The organism is Polaromonas sp. P5_D5 (assembly GCF_054049435.1).
Genome location: NZ_JBFUMJ010000001.1, coordinates 1340933 through 1362765, shown reverse-complemented (window position 1 = coordinate 1362765; position 21833 = coordinate 1340933). Strand labels below are relative to the sequence as shown.

Here is a 21833-nt window from a genome sequence, read left to right as displayed (position 1 = left end):
AGGACGTTGTGTTGGATCTGAGATGATTTTGAAAGCCATTGAAACGGCTGAGGTGCAAAAGGTCATCTCCGTTTCAGCGCAACTCGGTCTAACAAACGAAAGAGTGTTGATTTCCATCACAACTTAAACCACTTAGACGAGTAATTTTCAGTCGACCTTGACCCGCTCGGGTCTGGCTTTGCAGTGCAAAAAGAGGCGGAACTCGGAAGTAAATTCACCCTTTGGTGACCAGTTGTTTCCCAAGCGCATGGAGCAAAATTTGATGGAAAGACTGGGTCAAGTAGCTGCGGAACGCAACACTCGGTAAATTTATGAAATTTTGGCAACTTCTAAGCATTGCTGGCGAAAAATTGGTTGCGGAAAAGGCCACAACAAATTCTTTATGGGCGCACTACGCCATCTGGATTGGCGACTTGCCTGCAATCGTCAACAGTCAAAATAGAGAAAAGTTGGACGCGAATTTAGATTTCGCTTTTGTTAGCTGCGTCCTATCAGAAGTTCAGCAAATTTGCTACTTCGGTAGTGACGGAATTTTGAGATCTTGGAGGTTTTCTCCTGAAGATAAGCCAGTGTCTCTGCTAAGTGTTTTTAACTCATACGGCGGTGACATATTGGAGGAGATCCTTGAGAAAGGAAGTGTAAAACCATAGAACCGCACAACTCCTTGCAGGCAGCCTGAGCCTGAACGCCGGCAACAACGTCAACCTCAGCGCAGGCCGGCAGACCAACAGCTTCGGCTTTGGCATGACCACCGCCGAGAGCGACCTCTTCAGCAGCTCCAGCACCAAAGAGCGCCGCAGCACTGATCAGGACAACCCCGTCGGCTGTTGATTTCCATCACAACTTAAACCACTTAGACAGGTAATTTTCAGTCGGCCTTGACCCGCTTGGGTCTGGCTTTGCCGTTCAAAAAGAGGTGGAACTCGGAGAGGAGTTCACCTTTTGATGACCCTTTGTTCCTCAAAGCGCATGGATCAAGATTTGATGGAAAGACTGGGTCAACTAGCGGCGCAACTCAACAATCAAATAGGCCTCTAGCCTAGATGGGGCGTGCGCCAGCTGCTATAAATTCAATGGCATCACCAGCTACACCAACACCCAAGTCAAGGCTGGTGAAAAAGTCAGCCTGACCACGGGCGGAGACGCCACCCTGCAGGGTGCCGTGATCCGGGCCGAGCAGGTCAAGGCCGACATTGGCGGCAACCTCAACATCGCCTCATTGCAGGACAGCAGCACCTACACCAGCAGCCAGCAAAGCCTGGGCGGCTCACTGAGTGTGGGCGTCGGCAAGATCAGCGGCAGCATCAGCGCTTCCAGCAGCAATATCAACTCCAACTTCCAGAGCGTTGCCGAACAAAGCGGCATCAAGGCCGGAAGCGGCGGCTTCCAGGTCAGCGTGGCGGGCAACACTGCCAATGCCCAGGGTCCATCTTTTGGCGCCGACCGGAAAGGGCGTATTGCCACTGTGGCCTATTGTGGGACGGCGTCTTGTCCTACGCATAACGCAGATGCGGTAAACCGGGCATTTTTAAGCTGGCTGACTACCATTTATCCAGGTGTTACAAGCCGCTGTGTTCTTTAACGAGTGTTGCGGATTGTTCTTTCATTGCCAAGTCGGCTCACAAACCGCTTTTCCTGCAACCATGACTTCAAAGAACCCAACCGAGCTCCATTTTCTTTCCACCGGTATAGCCGGCCTGGACAATATTCTGGGCGGCGGCCTCATCAAAGACCGCATTTACCTGATCGAAGGTGAACCTGGCACCGGCAAGACCACCACCGGGCTGCAGTTTCTGGTCGAAGGCGCCCGGCGCGGTGAGTCGGTTGTCTACATCACGCTGGCCGAAACGGCCGCAGAACTGGGTGGTGTTGCCGAATCCCATGGCTGGGACATGGAGGGCATCCACATTCATGAGGTCCTTCCTTCCGAAAACCTGCTGACGCCGGAGGCCGAATACACCATGTTCCACCCCTCCGAGGTCGAGATGGGCACCACCACCCAAATGATCCTGTCTGTGATCGAGGAACGAAAACCGACCCGGGTGGTGATTGATTCCCTCTCCGAATTGCAATTGCTGGCCGATACGCCGCTGCGCTATCGCCGCCAGGTGCTGGCACTGAAGCAGTTTTTTGCCAGCCGTTCCTGCACCGTGATGCTGCTCGACGATCGCACCGCCGCCGGCATTGACCTTCAGGTGCGCTCCATTGCCCATGGCGTGATCACGCTGGACCAGTCCGTGAAGGACTACGGGGCCGAACGGCGCCGCGTGCGCGTGGTGAAGTACCGCGGCATCGCCTTTCGCGGCGGAATGCATGACTACGACATCCAGTACGGCGGCCTGTGCGTGTACCCGCGCCTGGTGGCGGCCGAGTCGCGCGTGATGGGCAGACGCGAGCAGCTCAAAAGCGGCCTCACCGAGCTCGACACCCTCCTTGGCGGCGGCCTGGAAGAGGGCACGAGCACCCTCATCGCCGGGCCTCCCGGTACCGGCAAGTCGTCGCTGGCGGCCCAGTTTGTCACTGCCGCGGCGCAGCGCGGGCAGACCAGTGCCATGTTCCTGTTTGAAGAAGCAGCCAACAATTTACTCAACCGCGCGGATGGCTTGGGGATGGAAATCCGCGAGCCCTATGAAGCGGGTGTGCTGAGCATTCAGCAGATCGACCCGGCCGAGCTGTCCCCCGGGGAGTTCGCGTCGGTGGTGTGCCAGGCTGCCGACCGCGGCTGCAAAGTTGTCGTCATCGACAGCATCAACGGCTACCTCAACGCCATGCCGGATGAACGCTTCCTGACCACGCATTTGCACGAACTGCTGACGTACCTGGGCCAGCGTGGTGTGGTGACCATCCTGGTCGGCGTGCAGCAGGGCATGCTGGGCGGCCAGATGTCCACCGCGGTGGACGCCAGCTATCTGGCCGACAACGTGCTCATGCTGCGCTATTTCGAGCATGACGGCGAGGTCAAGCAGGCCGTATCGGTGTTCAAAAAGCGAGGCAGCCTGCACGAGCGCACCATCCGCGAATTCTCCATGTCCCGCAAGGGTATCCACGTAGGTGCGCCTCTGCGCGGCTTCCGCGGCATCCTGACGGGGGTGCCGGTTTATGTCGGTAACGATCCTGAAGTGGGTGGCGCCCGCGGAGCGAGATAGGTGGAGCGGCGAATCGTCATTTGTGCGCCTACAGGGCGGGACGCGGCGCTGACTGCCAAAGTGCTCCGGTCAGTGGGCATCCACAGCATTGTGTGCGCGAATACCGACGAGTTGATGACGCAATTGCCGCTGGGCGCCGGTGCCTTGTTGCTGGTGGAAGAAGTTGTCAGCGGTGTGGCCATGCGGCCGCTGGCCGAATACGTGGCCTCACAGCCCACCTGGTCGGACATCCCCATCCTGCTTTTGACGCGTAGCGGCGCCGATTCGCTGGATGTGCAGCGGGCGGTCGAGCATCTGGGTAATGTGACGCTGGTGGAACGACCCGTGCGCACCATTGCCCTGATTACCGCCACCCGCTCGGCCGTGCGGGCACGCGAAAGGCAATACCAGGTGCGCGATGCCGACAAGCGCAAGGACGAGTTCCTGGCTACGCTCGCGCATGAACTGCGCAATCCGCTGGCGCCGATCCGCACGTCCATGGGCATCCTCAAGCATCTTTACCCGGATTCGGGCCAGATCACGCAGCTGCGCAATGTCGTGGACCGCCAGGTTGCTCACCTGACGCGATTGGTGGATGACCTGTTGGACGTGGCCCGCATCACCAGCGGCAAGGTCACCCTGAAAAGGGGGCAGATCACACTGCAATCAGTGATCAACCATGCGGTGGAGATTTCCGCTACCGCCATGGAAAGCAAGCAGCACCGGCTGGACGTGCAGGAGCCGGACGCACCGTATCTGCTGGATGCCGATCACGCACGCCTGGTGCAAAGCGTCGCCAACCTTCTGGTCAACGCCGCCAAGTTCACGCATCCAGGCGGGCATATCGTGCTGCGCGCGGAAGTCGAGGGGCCTGTGGTGACTTTCCGGGTCGCCGACAACGGGATCGGGCTTGAGGCGTCTTCTCTGGCAAAGATCTTTGACCTGTTTGCCCAGACGCCCGTGCCTGGCGAAGCGCCGACCGGCCTGGGGATCGGTCTGAGCCTGGCCAGGCAGTTTGCCGAGATGCACGGCGGCACTCTGCACGCCAACAGTGAAGGCCTGGGTCATGGCAGTGAGTTCGTCCTGGCGCTGCCGGTGGTTCTGGAGGGCGGGCAGCCTGCATCGCCTGTGCAAATGGCGGGCTCCGCCCGGTCCGGAAATGCCAAAAAAATCCTGGTGGTGGACGACAACGTGGATGCGGCCAATACCTTGGGCGCTTTGCTTGGCATGGACGGGTTTGCGGTGACAACGGCGTATGACGGTGTGGCCGCCGTTGCCGCAGCCAAGGCCCACAGGCCGGACGTTATCGTCATGGACATCGGAATGCCCGGCATGAACGGGTACGACGCAGCACGCTTGATCCGCCAGCAGCCTGCCGCTGAAACCATGGTCCTTATTGCACTTACTGGTTGGGGACAGACAACAGACAAAGCCCTTGCCAGTTTGGCCGGGTTTAACCATCACCTGGTCAAACCGGTGGATTACGAAAGCCTGATGTCCTGCCTCGTTGCCTGATGTGGGTAAAAAGCAGCGGCCGGAATGCCGGGAATTAAAGCTCAAACCAGGGAAGTGGCGCCTGATTCGAGCTTGTCCTACACGCATTTCCTATCCCGCTGACGCATCGTGGCCAAGCGTGAACCTACAGTCAAAACCCAGCCACTCAAAGCCTTCATTGGCGCCGCCATGTTTCTAGACAGCTTTCCCCTGCATGAACCAGAAATCCGGGCAACCCGGCCTGTGCGCGAAGTCGCCATGGAAACGGGGAAATCCCGCAGTGCCTGGCCGTTCATCGTTACCGGCAACGGTTTTGGTGTGTCGCACGCTGCCCGTGATTCCCGGGGCGGAATGCCCTCAATGTCGGCATCCGTATTTCCCGCCACGGATCCCGGCAGCTTTGTTACCTGACGTTCAGCGACACGAAGGACACAAGATGGGCCTGAAAAAACGTACCGATCCAAAGAGTGATCGTGACCGCAAGAACGGGTCAGCCGCACGGCCTGACGCCATATCTGCCGACGAATACGGCAGAGAGGGCACCAACAAGACCATCGCGCAGCCCAAAGCCGACAACGCGCCGTCCGAAGAGTTGGGCAATACCCCGCATGTCGGGAAAAGCCCCTACACGCGGGGTTGAATCGCGGGGTTGATCTTCTGGATTAGCGAGGGGGAGGGACCTCTTGGGTCCTTAACTTTGCAGCGCGAAGCAAGCCTGCGCTGAAAGCCGCACAAGCTCGCTTCGTTCGGGGCCTTACAGGCCTGCAGCCGCGCGAAGCGTAGCTGCTTTGTCCGTCTTTTGGTCTGCGTTCACATTCGCGATGCGAATATGAACTTCGCCCGCATACCGATACCGCGCTACGCGCGGCGGCCTTACAGGCCGGCTGCCGCCCGAAGGGCCGCAGCTTTATCGGTACGCTCCCACGTAAATTCTGGCTCGTCGCGGCCGAAGTGGCCGTAGGCTGCCGTCTTTTCGTAGATGGGGCGCAGCAGGTCCAGCATCTGGATGATGCCCTTGGGGCGCAGGTCAAAGTGTTCATTGACGAGAGCCGAGAGTTTTTCGTCGGAAATCACGCCGGTGCCTTCGGTGTAGACCGTGACGTTCATGGGGCGGGCTACGCCGATGGCGTAAGCCACCTGGATCTGGCACTGGCGTGCCAGGCCCGCGGCCACAATATTTTTGGCTACATAACGGGCTGCGTAGGCGGCTGAGCGGTCTACCTTGCTAGGGTCTTTGCCGCTGAACGCGCCGCCGCCGTGCGGGCAGGCGCCGCCGTAGGTGTCGACGATGATCTTGCGGCCGGTCAGGCCGCAGTCGCCCTGCGGGCCGCCGATAACGAAGCGGCCGGTCGGATTGATCAGGTACTTGGTGTCCTTGAGCCACTCTTTGGGCAGTACCGGCTTGATGATCTCTTCAATGATGGCTTCGGTGAACGAGGCCTTCATTTTGTGCGCGGTTTCGCTCTGGTCAGGGCTGTGCTGGGTTGACAGCACCACAGTGTCGATGCTGTGCGGTTTGCCGTCCACATAGCGCATGGTCACCTGGCTCTTGGCGTCAGGGCGCAGGAATGGCAGGCGTCCGTCCTTGCGCAGCTGGGCCTGGCGCTCGACCAGGCGGTGAGCGTAGTAAATCGGCGCAGGCATCAGGTCCGGGGTTTCGTCGCAGGCATAGCCGAACATAAGGCCCTGATCGCCGGCGCCGATGTTCAGGTGGTCGTCACTGGCATGGTCTACGCCCTGGGCGATGTCATTGGACTGCTTGTCGTAGCAGACCATGACTGCGCAGCCCTTGTAATCGATGCCGTATTCGGTGTTGTCGTAGCCGATGCGCTTGATGGTGTCGCGGGCGACCTGGATGTAGTCGACATGCGCGTTGGTGGTGATCTCGCCGGCCAGCACGACGAGGCCGGTGTTGGTCAGGGTTTCGGCGGCAACGCGGCTGCGCGGGTCCTGCTTGAAGATCGCGTCGAGGATTGCGTCGGAAATCTGGTCGGCGACCTTGTCGGGATGGCCTTCAGAGACGGATTCGGATGTAAAGAGAAAATCGTTCGCCATTGCGTACACTCCATGAAGTTTGTCGGCGCGTTGCCGGCTGGAATGCCTCGGCGAACGCTTTAGCAGTTTGGTTTAATGTCGCCCTGCAAGTAGTTCAGTAACTCGGCGACAGCTTGCATTATATGACGGCTGTTTTTTGGCCGGCGTAACCTTTCGATACCCCTTTCACCTGATTCATGCCCTGGTTGTTCCGCTTCTTTTCCCTCTGGCCGCTGGCCGCCCTGCATGCGCTGGGCGGCATGCTGGGCTGGCTGGTGTGGGGCTTGAGTCCGCGCTATCGCGCGCAGTTCAGGGCACATGTGGCCCAGGCCGGCCTCCCTTTTTCGCTGGCCCGGCCGGCGATTGCCGAGGCAGGACGTTTTATTGCCGAGCTGCCGAAACTGTGGATGCGGCCCGCCACTGAATCCTGCCTGGGCAATGTCCGTGTTGAAGGCCAGGTGCACGCGGAGCAGGCTTTTGCCGAAGGTCGTGGTGTGATTTTTTTCGGCCCCCATTGCGGCAGCTTTGAGCTGGGCCCGCAAGCATTGGCTGAGCTGTATGGGCCCATTACCGCAATTTACCGGCCCGCACGCAAGGCCTGGCTGGCCCGTCTGGAACGCCTGGCGCGTGACCGGGCTAACCTCACTGTCGTGCCCGCCTCCTTAAGCGGCATCCGCCTCATGCACAAAACCCTCAAGGCCAACCAGGCCGTAGCCTTGTTGACGGACCAGGTGCCGCCCGAGGGCCTGGGCGTGTGGGCGCCTTTTTTTGGCAAGCCGGCCTACACGATGACGCTGGCCGCGCGGCTGGCGTTGCAGAGCGGTGCGGTGCTGCTGCCCGTCAGTTGCGAGCGCCTGGCCCGCGGCAAAGGGTATTTCCTCAAGATATGGCCACCGGTGCAGGGGATGGACGCCTCTGATTCCGGCGCGCGCGCCGACTTGTTGCATGGGGTGACACAGATCAACCGGGCGATCGAAGCCATTGTGCTGAGCCAGCCGGGCCAGTATTTGTGGGGCTACGCACGCTACAAAACACCACGCAAGGAAACTCCCCTTTGAAGACTCCCCGTCAGTTGGCCAGCCGAGTCGTGACCCGCGGCGGCATTTTCTTTATGCGGGTGCTGGCGCTGCTGCCGCTTTCCTGGACGCGTGGCCTGGGCGTGCTGCTCGGCTGGATGTTGTATGCGGTGGTAGGCTCGCGCCGGCGCGTGGTGGCCACCAATTTCGCGCTGTGTTTCCCCGGTTATCCGGCCGCAGAACGGCGCCGCCTCACGGTGCTGACATTCGTCTTTTTTGCCCAGGCCTGGCTGGACCGCGCCTGGCTCTGGCATGCGCCCCAGGCCTGGGTGCAGCGGCGTGTTCAGGTGACGGGTGCCGTGCAGGAACTGGAGGGCAATGAGCCCACGGTGATATTCCTGCCGCATTTCGTCGGCCTGGATGCGGCATGGGCCGGTGTGGCGCTGCAGATGCCGCGGCCCTCGACCACCATTTACACCGACCAGTCGAACAAGCTGGTGGACCGCTGGATACTGCGGGGCCGGCGGCGTTTTGGCAACCTGCGGCTTTTTGGGCGGGGTGATGGCGTCAAGCCCATTGTGGCCGCGCTTCGGGAAGGGCAGCCGCTTTACCTGTTGCCCGACATGGACTTCGGCCCCGACGATTCAGTGTTCGTGCCTTTTTACGGCATACCCACCGCAACGGTCCCGTCTCTCTCGCGATTTGCACGCCTGGGCCGCGCCAAGGTGCTGCCCCTGTTGCCCCGGATCACTCCGACGGGCTATGAGGTGGAGGTGCTGCCTGCCTGGCCGGACTTCCCCAGCGATGACCCGGTGGCCGACACCGCGCGCATGAATGCGCAACTGCAGGACTACATCAACACCATGCCCGCCCAGTACTACTGGGTGCACAAGCGCTTTAAAACCCGGCCCGAAGGCGAGCCATCCCTGTATTGACGGCAGGCGGGTTGGGCCGAAATTTTAGGGAAATAGTCTTCCGGGCCAGGCGAAATCAGCGCGAACAGCTATTAAATCAATAGCAATTTAGCGCAAAAAATCCTCCAAGTGCGCCACCACCAATGCGGGCTGCTCGTGCACGATCCAGTGGGTTGCACCTTCGATGCGGCGTAAATCCATCTGCGGCACGTAGTCGCCCAGGCCTTCCAGCAGCGCGGGCGGCAAGGCTGTATCGTCCAGGGCCCAGAGCACCAGCGTCGGCAGGTGAACTTCCAGCATGTCCCGTGGAATGCTCACTGCCGCGGCGGCCGGGTCGTTGTGCGGCGGCCCGGGCCGCGGCGGTCGCAAGGGCGAAGCACGGTAGTAATTGCAGGGGCCTGTCAGGCCCTGGCGCCAGATTTCGCGGTATTGGTCCTTGACGGCTTCGGTCAGCCAGGCGTGCGGCCCATCGGCTGCGCCCATCTTGGTAAAAAAATCCCAGAGCCGCCGAAAATCGTCTTCAGCCAGCAATGCTTCAGCATCCGGGCGGATCAGGAAGTTCATGTAGGCACTGGCGGCTTGCTGTGCCGGTGAATGCTGCAGTTCGCGCAAAAAGGTGCCGGGATGCGGCGAGTTGATGATGGCCAGCTTTTTCATCAGCGCGGGGTGGCCCGCGGCCAGGTTCCAGGCCACCGCGCCGCCCCAGTCATGGGCCACAAGGCAAGCTAGTTGGCCCCCCTCCAGCGCAATCAGCGCTGCGATGTCCTGCACCAGGTGTTTGGGCCGGTAGGCTGCCACGTCCAGTGGTGCGCTGGAATGTTCAAATCCGCGCAGGTTGGGTGCCACACACCGAAAACCGCCGTTTTCGGGCCGCGCGAAGTGTTCCAGCAAGCCATCCCAGACAAAAGCGGCTTCCGGAAAGCCGTGCAGGAACATCAGGACAGGGCGGTCTTTTTCACCTGCGGTCCGGCAGGACAAGGTGATGCCGTGGGGCAATGCGTACAAGCGGGTGGCTATCATGTTGCTACTATTTTTATAGCTGCTTGCGCTCGTCCCTGTTGGGCTGGAGTCGGTATTTATCTGAAACCTCAGCGCTGGAGAGCTGTCTCAGTCATTGATCTCGGGCAGCTCTTCAGGCGCCGCTTTGGCAGGCTTTGCCGGTTTTTCGACCGATTTCTCTGCCGGATGGGCCCAGTCCCACAAATGCTGGGCCACTTCTTCGACACCGCGGCGCTTCAGCGAAGAAAAGAGTTTGACGTCTCCGCCGCCCGCCTGCAGTCGCACAATGGACAGCGCCTTGGCCGCTTCGGTCTTGTTGAGTTTGTCGGACTTGGTCAGCAGCACCAGGAACTTGAGGCCGTCTTCCACCCGTGGCCGGATCACGTCCAGCAGGATCTCGTCGAGCTCGGTCAGGCCCAGGCGCGGGTCGCACAGCAGCACCACGGCCTTGAGGTTGTCGCGCGTCTGCAGATAGTTGCCCATCACCTGCTGCCAGCGGTACTTGGCTTCCTTGGGCACGGCCGCATAGCCGTAGCCCGGCAGGTCGGCCAGCACGGCGTCCGTCACGCCCTGTTTGCCCAGGCTGAAGAGGTTGATGCTTTGGGTGCGGCCCGGCGTCTTGGAGGCAAATGCCAGCCGGTGTTGCTGCGTCAGCGTGTTGATGCAGGTGGATTTGCCGGCGTTGGAGCGGCCGACAAAGGCGATTTCAGGCACGTCGACACGGGGCAGGTGCTTGAGCTCGGGCGCTGTGGTCAGGAATTTGGCTGTGTGCAGCCAGCCCATCGCGATTTTGGGGTCGGGCGCGCCGGTTGCGGCTACAGGTTGTTTGGACGGAGAGGGTGAGGTCATGATCGGGCGGTCCCTGGAGATCGGTTGCACGCTACCGGCATGCGTTGGAGGGAGCAATGGCTTCGGGGACGGAACCCGGGAAGCGCTGAGGCGGTGCGGAGCTGCTGGCCCGTTGCCGCGGCAAGACCCGAATAATCGGGGGTGCCCTGAAGCCATTGTAAAATCAGAAAGTTATAAGTTTTGTGCGCCAACCAATTAAAACCCCCGATATGAAGCTGTTCGTTACTTCTCTCCTGGCCGCCTTGCTGGCCGTGCCTGCCGTGTCGTCTTATGCTGCCGGCGAAGCCGCACCTGCACACGGCGCCGCTTCGGCTCCCGCAGCAGCCCCGGCCAAGGTTGCCAAGCCTGATCTGGTCAAGGGCGAGGCCAGCTTCACCGCAGTTTGCGCCAGCTGCCACGGCGCCGACGGAAATTCCGGTACCCCTGCCAACCCCAAGCTGGCGCAGCAGCACCCCGAATACCTGGTCAAGCAGCTGCAGGAGTTCAAGGCCGGCAAGCGCAAGAACCCGATCATGCAAGGCTTTGCGGCGGCACTGTCTGAAGACGACATGAAAAACATCGCCTACTGGGCGACGTCCAAGAAAGCCAAAACCGGCTTTGCCAAAGACAAGGAACTGGTTGCTCTCGGCGAGCGGATCTACCGCGGCGGCGTGCAGGACCGCCAGATCGCAGCCTGCGCGGGCTGCCACAGCCCCACGGGCGCCGGCATTCCTTCCCAATATCCCCGCCTGAGCGGCCAGCATGCTGACTACACAGTGACGCAGTTGACGGCTTTCCGTGACGGCGGCCGAGGCAACAGCCTGCCCATGAGCCAGGTGGCTGCCAAGCTGAACGACCGTGAAATCCGCGCGCTGGCCGACTACATTGCCGGCCTGCGTTAAGCAAAGTACAGCAAAGGACTGGCAGGCGAGCGTTTTTTTTGCTGAAAGTACCCGCAGGCTGCCTGCAGTATTGAACCCAAGCCTCCAAAACCAATCACACCAAGGCGGGTCTTTCTGATGAAAGCCCGCCTTTTTTCTTTTTCCCTTCTTTTTCTGGTTCGCAGGCTTTCCTGAGCCAACCGCAGGTTCCATTTCAAGCATGACAGTTTCCACCGAGGGTATGAAGGTCAATTGGGGCTCCCGCAGCTGGCGGGCGGCGGTGGAGCTGCTGTCGTCCATGCGGTTTTCCATTTCGCTGCTGACGGTGATCTGCATCGCATCGATCATCGGCACGGTGCTCAAGCAGGCGGAGCCGCTGGGCAACTACGTGAACCAGTTCGGTCCGTTTTGGGCGCAGGTGTTCAGCCTGCTCAGCCTCAACACCGTGTATAGCGCCTGGTGGTTCCTGTTGATCCTGGCTTTTCTGGTGGTCTCTACTTCTTTGTGCATTGCGCGCAACGCCCCCAAGATCTTCGCGGACCTGAACCAGCTCAAGGAAAACGTCCGGGAGCAAAGCCTCAAGGCCTTTGGCCACCGTGCCGAGGCTGCATTGGCAGAGTCACCCGAAACGGCTGCGCGCCGCATTGGCCAGACGCTGGTGCAAAGCGGCTGGAAGGTGAAACTGCAGCAGCGCGCCGGCAACGGCTGGATGGTGGCGGCCAAAAAAGGCGCGGCCAACAAACTGGGCTACATCGCAGCGCACAGCGCCATCGTGCTGGTCTGCGTGGGCGGCCTGCTCGACGGCGACATGATCGTGCGCGCGCAGATGTGGCTGAACGGCAAGTCGATTTATGCCGGCGGCGGCCTGATTGCCGATGTGCCTGCCCAGCACCGGCTCAGCGACAAAAACCCGACGTTTCGCGCCAACCTGCTGGTGGCCGAAGGCACTCAGTCCAGCACCGCCATCCTGAACCAGCCGGGCGGCGTATTGCTGCAGGAACTGCCGTTTTCCATTGAGCTCAAGAAGTTCATCGTTGAGTATTACTCGACCGGCATGCCCAAGCTCTTTGCCAGCGACATCATCATCCACGACAAGGAAACCGGCGAAAAGATCCCGGCGCGGGTGGAGGTCAATCACCCGGCCAACCACCGCGGGATCGAGATTTACCAGTCGAGCTTCGACGACGGCGGCTCCAGCGTGACGCTCAAGGCCATTCCGATGGCCGCGGCCAGCAAGCCGTTTGAAATTCAGGGCACGATCGGCGGCTCCAGCGGCCTGACCAACGGGCAGGGCGATGGCGCCGAAAAGCTGACGCTGGAATACACCGCGCTGCGGGTCATCAACGTGGAAAATTTCGCGTCGGGCGGGAGCATGGGTTCCGGGGCCGATGTGCGCAAGGTCGACCTGCACCAGGCGATTGACACACGGCTTGGCGCGGCGAACAAGACCGTGACGCAAAAAGAGCTGCGCAACGTAGGCCCCAGCGTGAGCTACAAGCTGCGCGATGCATCCGGGCAGGCCCGTGAATTTCACAACTACATGCTGCCGGTCAAGACGGATCCGGCGGAAGACAGCCCGGCGGTCTACCTGATGGGCGTGCGCGAAACACCGTCCGCGCCTTTCCAGTACCTCCGGATCCCGGTGGATGCTGAAGGCGGCATGGAGACCTTTTTGCGGCTGCGCGCGGCGCTCGCCAATCCGGCGCAGCGTGAGCTGGCGGTCAGGCGCTACGCAAGCCAGGCCATTGGCCGGGAGCGGCCGGAGCTGACGCAGCAGCTTGCTGCGTCGACGTCGCGGGCACTGGCCCTTTTTGCCGGTGACGTTGCAGACGCAGCGGGCGCAGCGCAAGGCTCGACGGGCAAGCCCAAAACCGCTGCAGGCCTGCAGGCCATCTCTGATTTCATGGAGGCCAACGTGCCCGAGGCCGAGCGCAACCGCGCCGGCGAGGTGCTGATCCGTATCCTCAACGGCGCGTTGTTTGAGCTGACGCAGATGACCCGCGAGCAGGCCGGGCTCAAGCCGCTGGGCCAGGATGAAAAGACGCGGGCCTTTATGTCGCAAATGGTGCTGAGCCTGTCGGACGCCAATTTCTATCCCGCGCCCATGGCGTTTGAGCTGAAAGACTTCACCCAGGTCCAGGCCAGTGTGTTCCAGGTGGCGCGTGCACCGGGCAAGACCATCGTCTACCTGGGTTGCGCCTTCCTGATCCTGGGCGTGTTCGCCATGCTTTATGTGCGCGAACGCCGCGTCTGGGTCTGGCTGGCACCGCGCGGCGCAGGGGGCGGTCAGGCAGAAGATGGCAATGTTGCGGGTTCAATGCCAGAATCGGCCGAAGGCCACAGTCAGGCCACCATGGCCTTGTCGACCAACCGCAAGACCATGGACGGTGACAAGGAGTTTGAGATGTTGAAAACGAAACTGTTGCAGGCGCCTTTATGAATACCTCCACGATCAACCACACCGCGGTGAACACCACCACGCTGAAGGCCGGCGGCGACAGCACGCTGAGCCTGAACGAGGGCTATTTCGCCCGGCGCAATGTATTGGACTGGGTGTTTGCTGCGCTGGTCACCGGCGGCTTGCTGTATGCCTTCGCCCGCTACAGTGATTTCATGGATGTCTATGAAAAAGGCATCCTGTTCGCGGCCATTCCGGCGGCTATCGCCATGGGCTGGTTCTGGCGGCCGTTGCGGGTGCTGATGATGGTGGTCAGCGCCTTCGCGCTGCTGGGCATCGCGTCCTACCAGGGAGATCTGGCGCGCGCCGAACAGGTGTTCTGGCTCAAGTATTTCCTCTCCAGCCAGTCGGCCATTTTGTGGATGAGCGTGCTGTTCTTCATGAGCACGATTTTTTATTGGCTGGGCATGTTCGCAAGCGGCGCGACCAATGCGCAGGGCCATAGCAGCCATAGCGCCGTGCTCGAGTCGGTAGGTTCAAAAATTGCCTGGGCCGCCGTCAGCATGGCGTTGATCGGTACGCTGGTGCGCTGGTACGAAAGTTACCTGATAGGCGCAGATGTGGGACACATTCCGGTCAGCAACCTGTATGAAGTGTTCGTGCTTTTCTGCTGGCTGACCACCACCTTTTATCTCTATTTCGAAGCGCAGTACAACACGCGCACTTTAGGGGCGTTTGTCATGTTGGTGGTCAGCGCAGCCGTCGGTTTTCTGCTTTGGTACACCGTTGTGCGGGAAGCGCATGAGATCCAGCCGCTAGTGCCTGCGCTCAAAAGCTGGTGGATGAAATTGCATGTGCCGGCCAACTTTATCGGCTACGGGACTTTCGCACTCTCCGCGATGGTTGCGCTGACCATGTTGCTGAAAACCGCGACCAGCAAATCTCTGTGGATTGGCCTGGTTGCCTTGCCGACCGTCCTTGTTGTCTTGCCTTTGACGGCCGTGATGTTTTTCGGATCGGCTGAAATGGCTCCCGCCATGGGTAAGGCTCTGCGCATGGTCGTTCCCACCGTCATCTTCTTTGTGGCCGTCATTTGGGCGCGCAAGGCGATTAATGCGCACACACCGGATGCCGTCGTTATGGACGACCTGATGTACAAGGCCATCGCTGTAGGCTTTGCCTTCTTCACCATCGCCACGGTGCTGGGTGCCTTGTGGGCCGCCGAGGCCTGGGGCGGCTACTGGAGCTGGGACCCCAAAGAAACCTGGGCATTGATTGTCTGGCTCAACTACGCCGCCTGGCTGCACATGCGGCTGATGAAAGGGCTGCGCGGCACGGTCGCTGCCTGGTGGGCGCTGGTGGGGCTGGTCGTGACTTCCTTTGCCTTCCTGGGCGTCAACATGTTCCTCTCGGGCCTGCACAGCTACGGAACCTTGTAGCCGGCAGCAAGTCCTTGTAAGGTCGGGTTAATTCGCCGGCCGGGTTGAATCCCTGTAAGAAGTTGCTGCGTATTCAGACTAACCCTTAAACGGATTTCAAGGACCTCACATGCTCATCAGGACCCACGCCAGCGGCTTCGACCACCCCGTTCCCAGCGAGATCACGCCGCAGGGCATTTATCACGGCCGGCGCGACCTCATCAAACTGATGGCCACTGGCGCCGCAGGTGCTGCCATGGCCGGATGGGCCGGGCGCCAGGCGATGGCGCAAACGGTACAAAAACCCGGCAAACTGGCGGCGCTGGCCGGTGGCAAATCGGCGGTGGCCGGTGCGGTGACCATGGAAAAGATCACCGACTACAAAGACGCCTCTACCTACAACAATTACTATGAGTTCGGCACCGACAAGGCCGACCCCGCCAAGAACGCCCACACCCTGGTGACCAAGCCCTGGTCGGTGGCCGTCGAAGGCCTGGTCAAGCAGCCCAAGACTTTCACGCTCGAAGACCTGATCAAGCTGGCACCGCAGGAAGAGCGCATTTACCGCCTGCGCTGCGTCGAGGGCTGGTCCATGGTGATCCCGTGGGTGGGGTATTCGCTGTCGGAGCTCATCAAGAAGGTCGAGCCGCTGGGCAACGCCAAATACGTTGAATTCGTCACCCTGGCCGATCCCAAGACCATGCCGTTTGTGGGTTCCCGCGTGCTCGACTGGCCGTATGTGGAAGCCCTGCGCATGGACGAAGCCATGCACCCGCTGGCGCTGCTGGCCTTCGGCATGTATGGCGAAGTGCTGCCCAACCAGAACGGCGCGCCGGTGCGTATGGTGCTGCCCTGGAAGTACGGCTTCAAGAGCGGCAAGAGCATCGTCAAGATCCGCTTTACCGACAAGGAGCCGCGCACCGCCTGGAACAAGGCCGCTGCGCAGGAATACGGCTTTTATTCCAATGTGAACCCGGACGTCGACCACCCGCGCTGGAGCCAGGCCACCGAACGCCGTATCGGTGAAGACGGCCTCTTTGCCAAGAAGCGCAAGACGCTGATGTTCAATGGTTACGAAGCGCAGGTTGGCCAGCTTTACGCGGGCATGGACCTCAAGAAGAATTTCTGAACAATATGGCCCCCACGCTTGTCGCTTCGCGTACTGCGCTGCCCCCCGGGGGGGCCGCTGCGCCTGCGGCCCGGCAAAGCCGGTTCCGCGGCCCCTGCTGGTGTGAGGGGCATGGGGCGTTGCATCTCGACGAGAGTCGCTCCGATAGCGGATGGCTGTGATGGCAAGCTCGCAAAAATGGTTGCTGCATCCTGCTGCTAAACCAATGCTCTTCGCCGTTTGCCTGCTGCCCTTTGCGTGGCTCTTCTATGGCGCTTTCACTAACCAGCTGGGCGCCAATCCGGCCGAGGCGTTGATACGCGCCACCGGCGACTGGACATTGCGCTTTATCTGTATCGTCCTGACGGTCACGCCGCTTCGGGTCATCACCAGCACGCCTGCACTGGCGCGCTTTCGGCGCATGCTGGGGCTGTTCGCGTATTTCTACGTCGTCATTCACCTGCTGAGCTACAGCTGGTTCGACATGGGCTTTGACTTTGCCGATATTGCCAAAGACATCGCCAAGCGGCCTTTCATCCTTGTGGGGTTTTCGGCCTTTGTGTTGCTGACGCCCCTGGCGGCTACGTCCTTCAATGCGGCCATCAAAGCCATGGGTGCCAAACGCTGGCAGTGGCTGCACAAGCTGGTCTACCTGATTGCCGGCTTGGGGCTGCTGCATTTTTTCTGGATGCGCGCCGGCAAGAACAATTTTGCCGAAGTGTTCGTTTACGCCGCGATCATCGCCCTGCTGCTCGGCTGGCGTGTGCAGCAGTTCTTGAGGAAAAAGAGGCCAAAACCCATATACGACGTGCGCAACCAGCTATCATAATGATAGCGGTATGCGCTGATCGACGCTGATCCGATGAGGCACGTGCTTGCCCGGGCGTGGTTCCGGATTAGCCCGCTATCAGCTGTTCCTGCCGCATCTGGTCTTCAGCGCTTTCCCGCCGGCGTATGAGGTGCACTTCGCCACCGTCAACCAGCAGTTCAGCGGCCCGGCCACGCGTGTTGTAGTTGCTGGCCATGCTCATGCAGTACGCACCTGCCGACATCACGGCCAACTGGTCACCCGCTGCGACAGACAGCACGCGGTCGCGGCCTATCCAGTCGCCGCTTTCGCAGACCGGGCCCACGACGTCATATGTCGCCTCGGCGGCCGTGCCTTCCCGCAGGGGTGCGATGGCGTGGAAAGCCTGGTACATCGCGGGACGCGGCAGGTCGTTCATCGCCGCATCGACGATGCAGAAGTTCTTGTGCTCGCCCGGTTTGACATAGAGTACTTCCGTCAGGCAAACCCCGGCATTGCCGACCAGCGAGCGGCCCGGCTCGATCATCAGCTTTTTGCTGCCGTAGCCGCGTGCGTCGATCTTCGCGAGCAGCTGCTGCCAGAGCGCGTCGGCTTCGGGCGGGGTGTCGTTGTTGTAGTTGATGCCCAGGCCGCCGCCGAAATCGATATGTTCGAGCGGGATACCCGCAGCTTCAATGGCTGCCACCAGGTCGAGCACCCGGTCCATGGCGTCAAGGTACGGTGTGGTGTCGGTGATTTGCGAGCCGATGTGGCAGTCGATGCCGACGACCTGCAAGCCTTTCAGCGAAGCCGCGTGCCGGTAGATGCGCAGCGCGTCTTCGTGTGCCACACCGAACTTGTTGTCTTTAAGGCCCGTGGAAATATAAGGGTGCGTCTTGGGATCCACATCGGGATTGACGCGAATGCTGACGGGCGCACGCATGTCCATGGCGAGAGCCACCCCGGACAGCACATCCAGCTCGGCTTCGCTTTCGACATTGAAGCAGCCGATGCCGGCGCTCAGGGCCTGGCGCATTTCGCTGCGGGTTTTGCCTACGCCTGAAAAAATGATCTTCCGGGCCTCGCCACCAGCGGCCAGTACGCGGTTGAGTTCTCCGCCCGAAACGATGTCGAAGCCGCAACCCGCCCGGGCAAACGCCTGCAGGATGCCGAGGGACGAATTGGCCTTCATGGCATAGCAAATTTGCGCGTTGCGCCCTGCAAAGCCACGCTGGTAAGCCGCCAGCGCCGAAAGCATGGCCGCCTTGGAATACACAAACAGCGGCGTGCCGTGTGCCGCGGCCAGATCGCCAAGCCGGACATTTTCAACAAACAGCTCGGTATCGCGGTAAGCAAAATGGGGGTGGCCGGGGAGAGGTTGGCGGGTCATGAAGAATGGGCTTTGAAGCGGTTGGAGTTATTGGCAACTATCTTAAGGAGCGCAGGGCTTGCGCGCCATGATCAATTGACGGCCTGAACGGCCGGGCGCCTTTAGATTGAAGGCCCGGCCACCGGATGGCCTGAATCTTCAATGAATCGGCCAGGTTGCTGGTCAGCGAGCGGCTGACGCCGGCGTTGCAGGCGCGGCAGCCGGCGGCGCTGTGGTGGCCGTGGCCGGCACCTTCGGGGGAACTGGCAGGTAAAGCGCGCCTTTTTGTCCACAACCGGCCAGCAAGGCCACGCCGACCACAATTGCAGCAAGGCCATAGCGGGAGGCCGAAGCGCGGATGCGGCCTAAAATTTGAGCTGAAGAAACCATGATGGGATTGTAATGACGGACCTTGAATACCAGGATCTGGCCGAGAGTGCACTCAGGGCCGTTGAAACCGCCTGTGACCGTATCAATGATGAGACCGACGCGGACATTGATAACCAGCGCACCGGTGGCATGGTCACGCTGACTTTCTCCAACCGCAGCCAGATCATCATCAACCTGCAAAAACCCTTGCAGGAAATATGGATGGCGGCCAAGGCCGGCGGATTCCACTACAAATTCAGTGGCGGGCAATGGGCTGACACCAAGGACTCGAGCGAGTTTTTTGCCAATTTGTCTCGCTATGCCAGTGAGCAGGCCGGCCAGACATTGCTGTTCGCGGCCCCCGTGGAAGCAAATAAAGCGTAGCAGCAGAAGCTTGCAGGTGTGCCGTGATTGGCGTTGAAACAAAAAAGGGCTCCGTGGAGCCCTTTTTTGATGCGTTTCATCTCAGTTCTTGAACAAGTCCAGAATGCGCTTTTTCTCGTCCGAGGGTGGTAGCACCTGGATCGCGCCTGGCACTGCCGGCGTGGCGGCAGCTGCCGGGTCTTGTTGTATGCCCACCGTGCTGACCCCCGAGCCTTTGGCATATTCGCTGTAATACCACTCTCCGCCAACGTTGACGACACCTTCGGGCGCCGGGTATTCGGTCACCGGCACGCCCTTGAGGGCGTATTCCATGAAGTTGATCCAGATCGGCAGGCTCAGGCCTCCGCCGGTTTCCCGGTCGCCGAGTTTTTTCGGCGTGTCGTAACCCATCCACACCGCCGCCGTCAGAGTAGGCTGGAAACCCACGAACCAGGTGTCGATCGAGTCATTGGTGGTACCGGTCTTGCCGAAAAGGTCGGGGCGCTTGAGCGTGGCTTGCGCTTTGGCCGCCGTACCCGAGCGTGCGACTTCCTGCAGCAGGCTGTCCATGATGAACGCATTGCGCGCATCGATGGCCCGGGCCGATTCGTCCAGCACGGGTGGCTTGCTTTCCAGCAGGACTTTGCCGCGCTGGTCGGTGATTTTGGTGACCAGGTAGGGATTGACGCGGTAACCGCCGTTGGCAAATACCGAATAGGCGGTGGCCATTTGTATCGGGGTGACCGATCCGGCGCCCAGCGCCATCGTCAGGTAGGCGGGATGTTTTTCGGCCTCAAAGCCGAAGTGGGTGATCCAGTCCTGCGCATACGGGGCGCCGATAGCCTGCAGTATGCGGATGGAAATCATGTTCTTGGATTTCTTCAGGCCGGTCCGCAGACTCATGGGACCGTCGAAAGTGCCGTCGTAGTTTTTGGGCTCCCAAGGCTGGCCGCCAGTGACGCCGGCGTCAAAAAACAGCGGGGCGTCATTCACCACGGTCGCTGGGGTAAAGCCCTTCTCGAGGGCAGCGGAGTAAATAAAGGGCTTGAAGCTGGAACCCGGCTGGCGCCATGCCTGGGTCACATGGTTGAACTTGTTTTTCTCAAAATCAAACCCGCCCACCAGCGCCCGGATGGAACCGTCGCGCGGATCAAGGGCCACAAAAGCGCCTTCCACTTCAGGCAGCTGGGTGATTTCCCAGGTGTTTTTCGGTGTTTTCGCCACGCGGATTAAGGCGCCGCGGCGAATCTTGATGTTGGGCCCTGCCTTGTCAGCCAGTCCGGATTGGGCGGGTTTCAGGCCGTCGCCGGTAATTTCAACTGTCTCGCTGTTCTGGCGCATGGCCAGAATCCGTTTGGGATTGGCTTCCAGCACGATGGCCGACATCACATCTCCGTTGTCGGGGTTGTCGGTCAGTGCGTCGTCAATCGCATCTTCCGTTTCCTGCGCATTGGCCGGAAGATCGATGAACTTCTCGGGGCCCCGGTAAATTTGCCGGCGCTCATAATCCATGATGCCCTTGCGCAAGGCCTTGTACGCGACCGTCTGGTCGGTGGCACGCAGGGTGGTATAGACATTCAGACCGCGGGTGTAGGTTTCGTCCCCGTACTGGTTGTAAACCAGCTGGCGGACCGTTTCAGCGACATATTCTGCGTGCACCCGGCCCGCGTCAGGCCCGGTCCTGACCTTGAGCTCTTCTTCTTTGGCGGCCTTGGCCTGTTCGGCGGTGATGAAGCCGTTTTCTTCCATCCGCTCGATGATGTAGAGCTGGCGGGCCCGGGCCCGCTTGGGATTGATGATGGGGTTGTAGGCCGAAGGCGCCTTGGGCAGGCCTGCCAGCATGGCTGCCTCGGAGATGGAGATGTTTTTCAGGGGCTTGCCGAAATAGGCCTCTGAGGCCGCGGCAAAGCCATAAGCCCGGTTTCCCAGAAAAATCTGGTTCATATAGATCTCAAGGATCTGGTCCTTGGTCAGCAGGTGCTCCAGCTTGAAGGTCAGCAGGATTTCATAGATCTTGCGGGTATAGCTTTTTTCGGCCGACAGATAGACATTACGGGCCACCTGCATGGTGATGGTGGAGGCGCCCTGGCTCTTGGCCCGGCCCACATTGGCAAAGCCGGCCCGGATCACGCCCAGGTAGTCCACGCCGCCATGCGAGAAAAAGCGGGCATCTTCGATGGCCAGAACCGCGTCCTTCATGACCTGCGGGATGTCCTTGATCGGGGTGAGGCTGCGGCGTTCTTCCCCGAATTCGCCAATAACCACCCCATCGGCGGAGTAAACCCGCAACGGCAACTTTGGCCGGTAGTCTGACAGGTCTGAGATATCCGGCAGGTTGGGGTAGGCAACCGACAGCGCTACAGCCACAAACAGCAAGACGGCGGCAACACCAGCCAGTAGCAGGCCGCCACTCCACAAAAAGAGCATGACCAGCCAGCGGGGGACGAGGGACTTTGCGCGACCTTGCTTGAGCGGGGCAGAGTTTGAATCAGAAGACGTGGGTGTGGAGGGCATGTAGACAATCGTAAAGTCGCGTCACCATTATAAAAATCCCGGGAAGCGGGTTGTGCGGGGTGTCAGGGCAAGGGCCATACTTTTACGTTTGCAGACAACGTTTTAGGGAACCTTGCAAACTCCTGGCCCGGTACGACCGTCTGCTTTTGACAACGTTCCAGATGTCCAAAACAGGAAAAATCCTTACTGCACAAAGAGCTTACTGCTACTATTCAA

The 21833-nt window shown here is 60.4% G+C and carries 20 protein-coding genes; 14 read left to right on the top strand and 6 right to left on the bottom strand.

Annotation, left to right across the window (positions count from 1 at the left end; translation table 11 throughout):
- Nucleotides 1-311: 311 nt before the first annotated feature.
- The 6 genes from ACXJKE_RS06660 to ACXJKE_RS06635 all read left to right on the top strand — a co-directional run bounded on the left by ACXJKE_RS06660 (nt 312) and on the right by ACXJKE_RS06635 (nt 5259).
- Nucleotides 312-650, top strand: a complete 339-nt coding sequence (locus tag ACXJKE_RS06660; protein ID WP_457279754.1) for a hypothetical protein — start codon at nt 312-314, stop codon at nt 648-650.
- A gap of 428 nt (nt 651-1078) precedes the next feature.
- The gene (locus ACXJKE_RS06655; protein WP_457279812.1) at nt 1079-1582 is read left to right on the top strand and encodes a hemagglutinin repeat-containing protein; all 504 of its coding nucleotides are present in this window, start codon (nt 1079-1081) and stop codon (nt 1580-1582) included.
- A gap of 61 nt (nt 1583-1643) precedes the next feature.
- A complete protein-coding gene (locus ACXJKE_RS06650; RefSeq protein ID WP_457279753.1) occupies nt 1644-3146 on the top strand; it encodes an ATPase domain-containing protein in 1503 nt (500 codons plus the stop codon).
- 72 nt (nt 3147-3218) lie between these two features.
- Entirely contained in the window at nt 3219-4640 is a 1422-nt protein-coding gene (locus ACXJKE_RS06645; protein WP_457279752.1) for a hybrid sensor histidine kinase/response regulator, read from the top strand.
- Between the two features lie 108 nt (nt 4641-4748).
- Complete coding sequence (locus ACXJKE_RS06640) at nt 4749-5030, top strand: hypothetical protein (protein WP_457279751.1); 282 nt, start codon at nt 4749-4751, stop codon at nt 5028-5030.
- 25 nt (nt 5031-5055) lie between these two features.
- The gene (locus tag ACXJKE_RS06635; RefSeq protein ID WP_457279750.1) at nt 5056-5259 is read left to right on the top strand and encodes a hypothetical protein; all 204 of its coding nucleotides are present in this window, start codon (nt 5056-5058) and stop codon (nt 5257-5259) included.
- Nucleotides 5260-5492: 233 nt separating this feature from the next.
- Here the strand turns inward: ACXJKE_RS06635 and metK are convergent, their stop codons facing one another.
- On the bottom strand, nt 5493-6674 hold the full coding sequence (metK, locus tag ACXJKE_RS06630; RefSeq protein WP_457279749.1) for a methionine adenosyltransferase: 1182 nt from the start codon (nt 6672-6674) through the stop codon (nt 5493-5495).
- Between the two features lie 176 nt (nt 6675-6850).
- Between metK and ACXJKE_RS06625 the strand changes: the two genes are divergently transcribed.
- Nucleotides 6851-7711: a lysophospholipid acyltransferase family protein gene (locus ACXJKE_RS06625; RefSeq protein ID WP_457279748.1), complete on the top strand. Its 861-nt coding sequence runs from the start codon at nt 6851-6853 to the stop codon at nt 7709-7711.
- On the top strand, nt 7708-8604 hold the full coding sequence (locus ACXJKE_RS06620) for a lysophospholipid acyltransferase family protein (RefSeq protein WP_457279747.1): 897 nt from the start codon (nt 7708-7710) through the stop codon (nt 8602-8604). Before ACXJKE_RS06625 ends, ACXJKE_RS06620 begins: the two co-directional genes overlap by 4 nt.
- Before the next feature lie 87 nt (nt 8605-8691).
- On the opposite strand, the gene ACXJKE_RS06615 is transcribed toward ACXJKE_RS06620, so the two are convergent.
- Nucleotides 8692-9603, bottom strand: a complete 912-nt coding sequence (locus tag ACXJKE_RS06615) for an alpha/beta fold hydrolase (RefSeq protein ID WP_457279746.1) — start codon at nt 9601-9603, stop codon at nt 8692-8694.
- Between the two features lie 87 nt (nt 9604-9690).
- Nucleotides 9691-10431: a ribosome biogenesis GTP-binding protein YihA/YsxC gene (gene yihA, locus ACXJKE_RS06610; protein ID WP_457279745.1), complete on the bottom strand. Its 741-nt coding sequence runs from the start codon at nt 10429-10431 to the stop codon at nt 9691-9693.
- A 209-nt stretch (nt 10432-10640) separates the two neighbouring features.
- Between yihA and ACXJKE_RS06605 the strand changes: the two genes are divergently transcribed.
- The 5 genes from ACXJKE_RS06605 to ACXJKE_RS06585 all read left to right on the top strand — a co-directional run bounded on the left by ACXJKE_RS06605 (nt 10641) and on the right by ACXJKE_RS06585 (nt 17044).
- Nucleotides 10641-11312 (top strand): c-type cytochrome, encoded by a 672-nt coding sequence (locus tag ACXJKE_RS06605; RefSeq protein ID WP_457279744.1) that lies wholly within the window; start codon nt 10641-10643, stop codon nt 11310-11312.
- A 199-nt stretch (nt 11313-11511) separates the two neighbouring features.
- The gene (locus tag ACXJKE_RS06600) at nt 11512-13731 is read left to right on the top strand and encodes a cytochrome c biogenesis protein ResB (protein WP_457279743.1); all 2220 of its coding nucleotides are present in this window, start codon (nt 11512-11514) and stop codon (nt 13729-13731) included.
- Nucleotides 13728-15128, top strand: a complete 1401-nt coding sequence (gene ccsB, locus ACXJKE_RS06595) for a c-type cytochrome biogenesis protein CcsB (RefSeq protein WP_457279742.1) — start codon at nt 13728-13730, stop codon at nt 15126-15128. The genes ACXJKE_RS06600 and ccsB overlap by 4 nt, the downstream gene beginning before the upstream one ends.
- A 109-nt stretch (nt 15129-15237) precedes the next feature.
- Nucleotides 15238-16236: a protein-methionine-sulfoxide reductase catalytic subunit MsrP gene (gene msrP, locus ACXJKE_RS06590; RefSeq protein WP_457279741.1), complete on the top strand. Its 999-nt coding sequence runs from the start codon at nt 15238-15240 to the stop codon at nt 16234-16236.
- Between the two features lie 160 nt (nt 16237-16396).
- A complete protein-coding gene (locus ACXJKE_RS06585) occupies nt 16397-17044 on the top strand; it encodes a sulfite oxidase heme-binding subunit YedZ (protein WP_457279740.1) in 648 nt (215 codons plus the stop codon).
- Between the two features lie 67 nt (nt 17045-17111).
- Here the strand turns inward: ACXJKE_RS06585 and lysA are convergent, their stop codons facing one another.
- On the bottom strand, nt 17112-18392 hold the full coding sequence (gene lysA, locus ACXJKE_RS06580; RefSeq protein ID WP_457279739.1) for a diaminopimelate decarboxylase: 1281 nt from the start codon (nt 18390-18392) through the stop codon (nt 17112-17114).
- A 162-nt stretch (nt 18393-18554) separates the two neighbouring features.
- Nucleotides 18555-18761, bottom strand: coding sequence for an LPS translocon maturation chaperone LptM (lptM, locus tag ACXJKE_RS06575; RefSeq protein ID WP_457279738.1), 207 nt, complete (start codon nt 18759-18761; stop codon nt 18555-18557).
- Nucleotides 18762-18773: 12 nt separating this feature from the next.
- On the opposite strand from lptM, the gene cyaY reads away from it, so the two are divergent.
- Nucleotides 18774-19124, top strand: a complete 351-nt coding sequence (gene cyaY, locus ACXJKE_RS06570) for an iron donor protein CyaY (protein WP_457279737.1) — start codon at nt 18774-18776, stop codon at nt 19122-19124.
- Nucleotides 19125-19205: 81 nt separating this feature from the next.
- Here cyaY and ACXJKE_RS06565 read toward each other — a convergent pair whose 3' ends face one another.
- The gene (locus ACXJKE_RS06565) at nt 19206-21617 is read right to left on the bottom strand and encodes a penicillin-binding protein 1A (protein ID WP_457279736.1); all 2412 of its coding nucleotides are present in this window, start codon (nt 21615-21617) and stop codon (nt 19206-19208) included.
- Between the last annotated feature and the right edge of the window lie 216 nt (nt 21618-21833).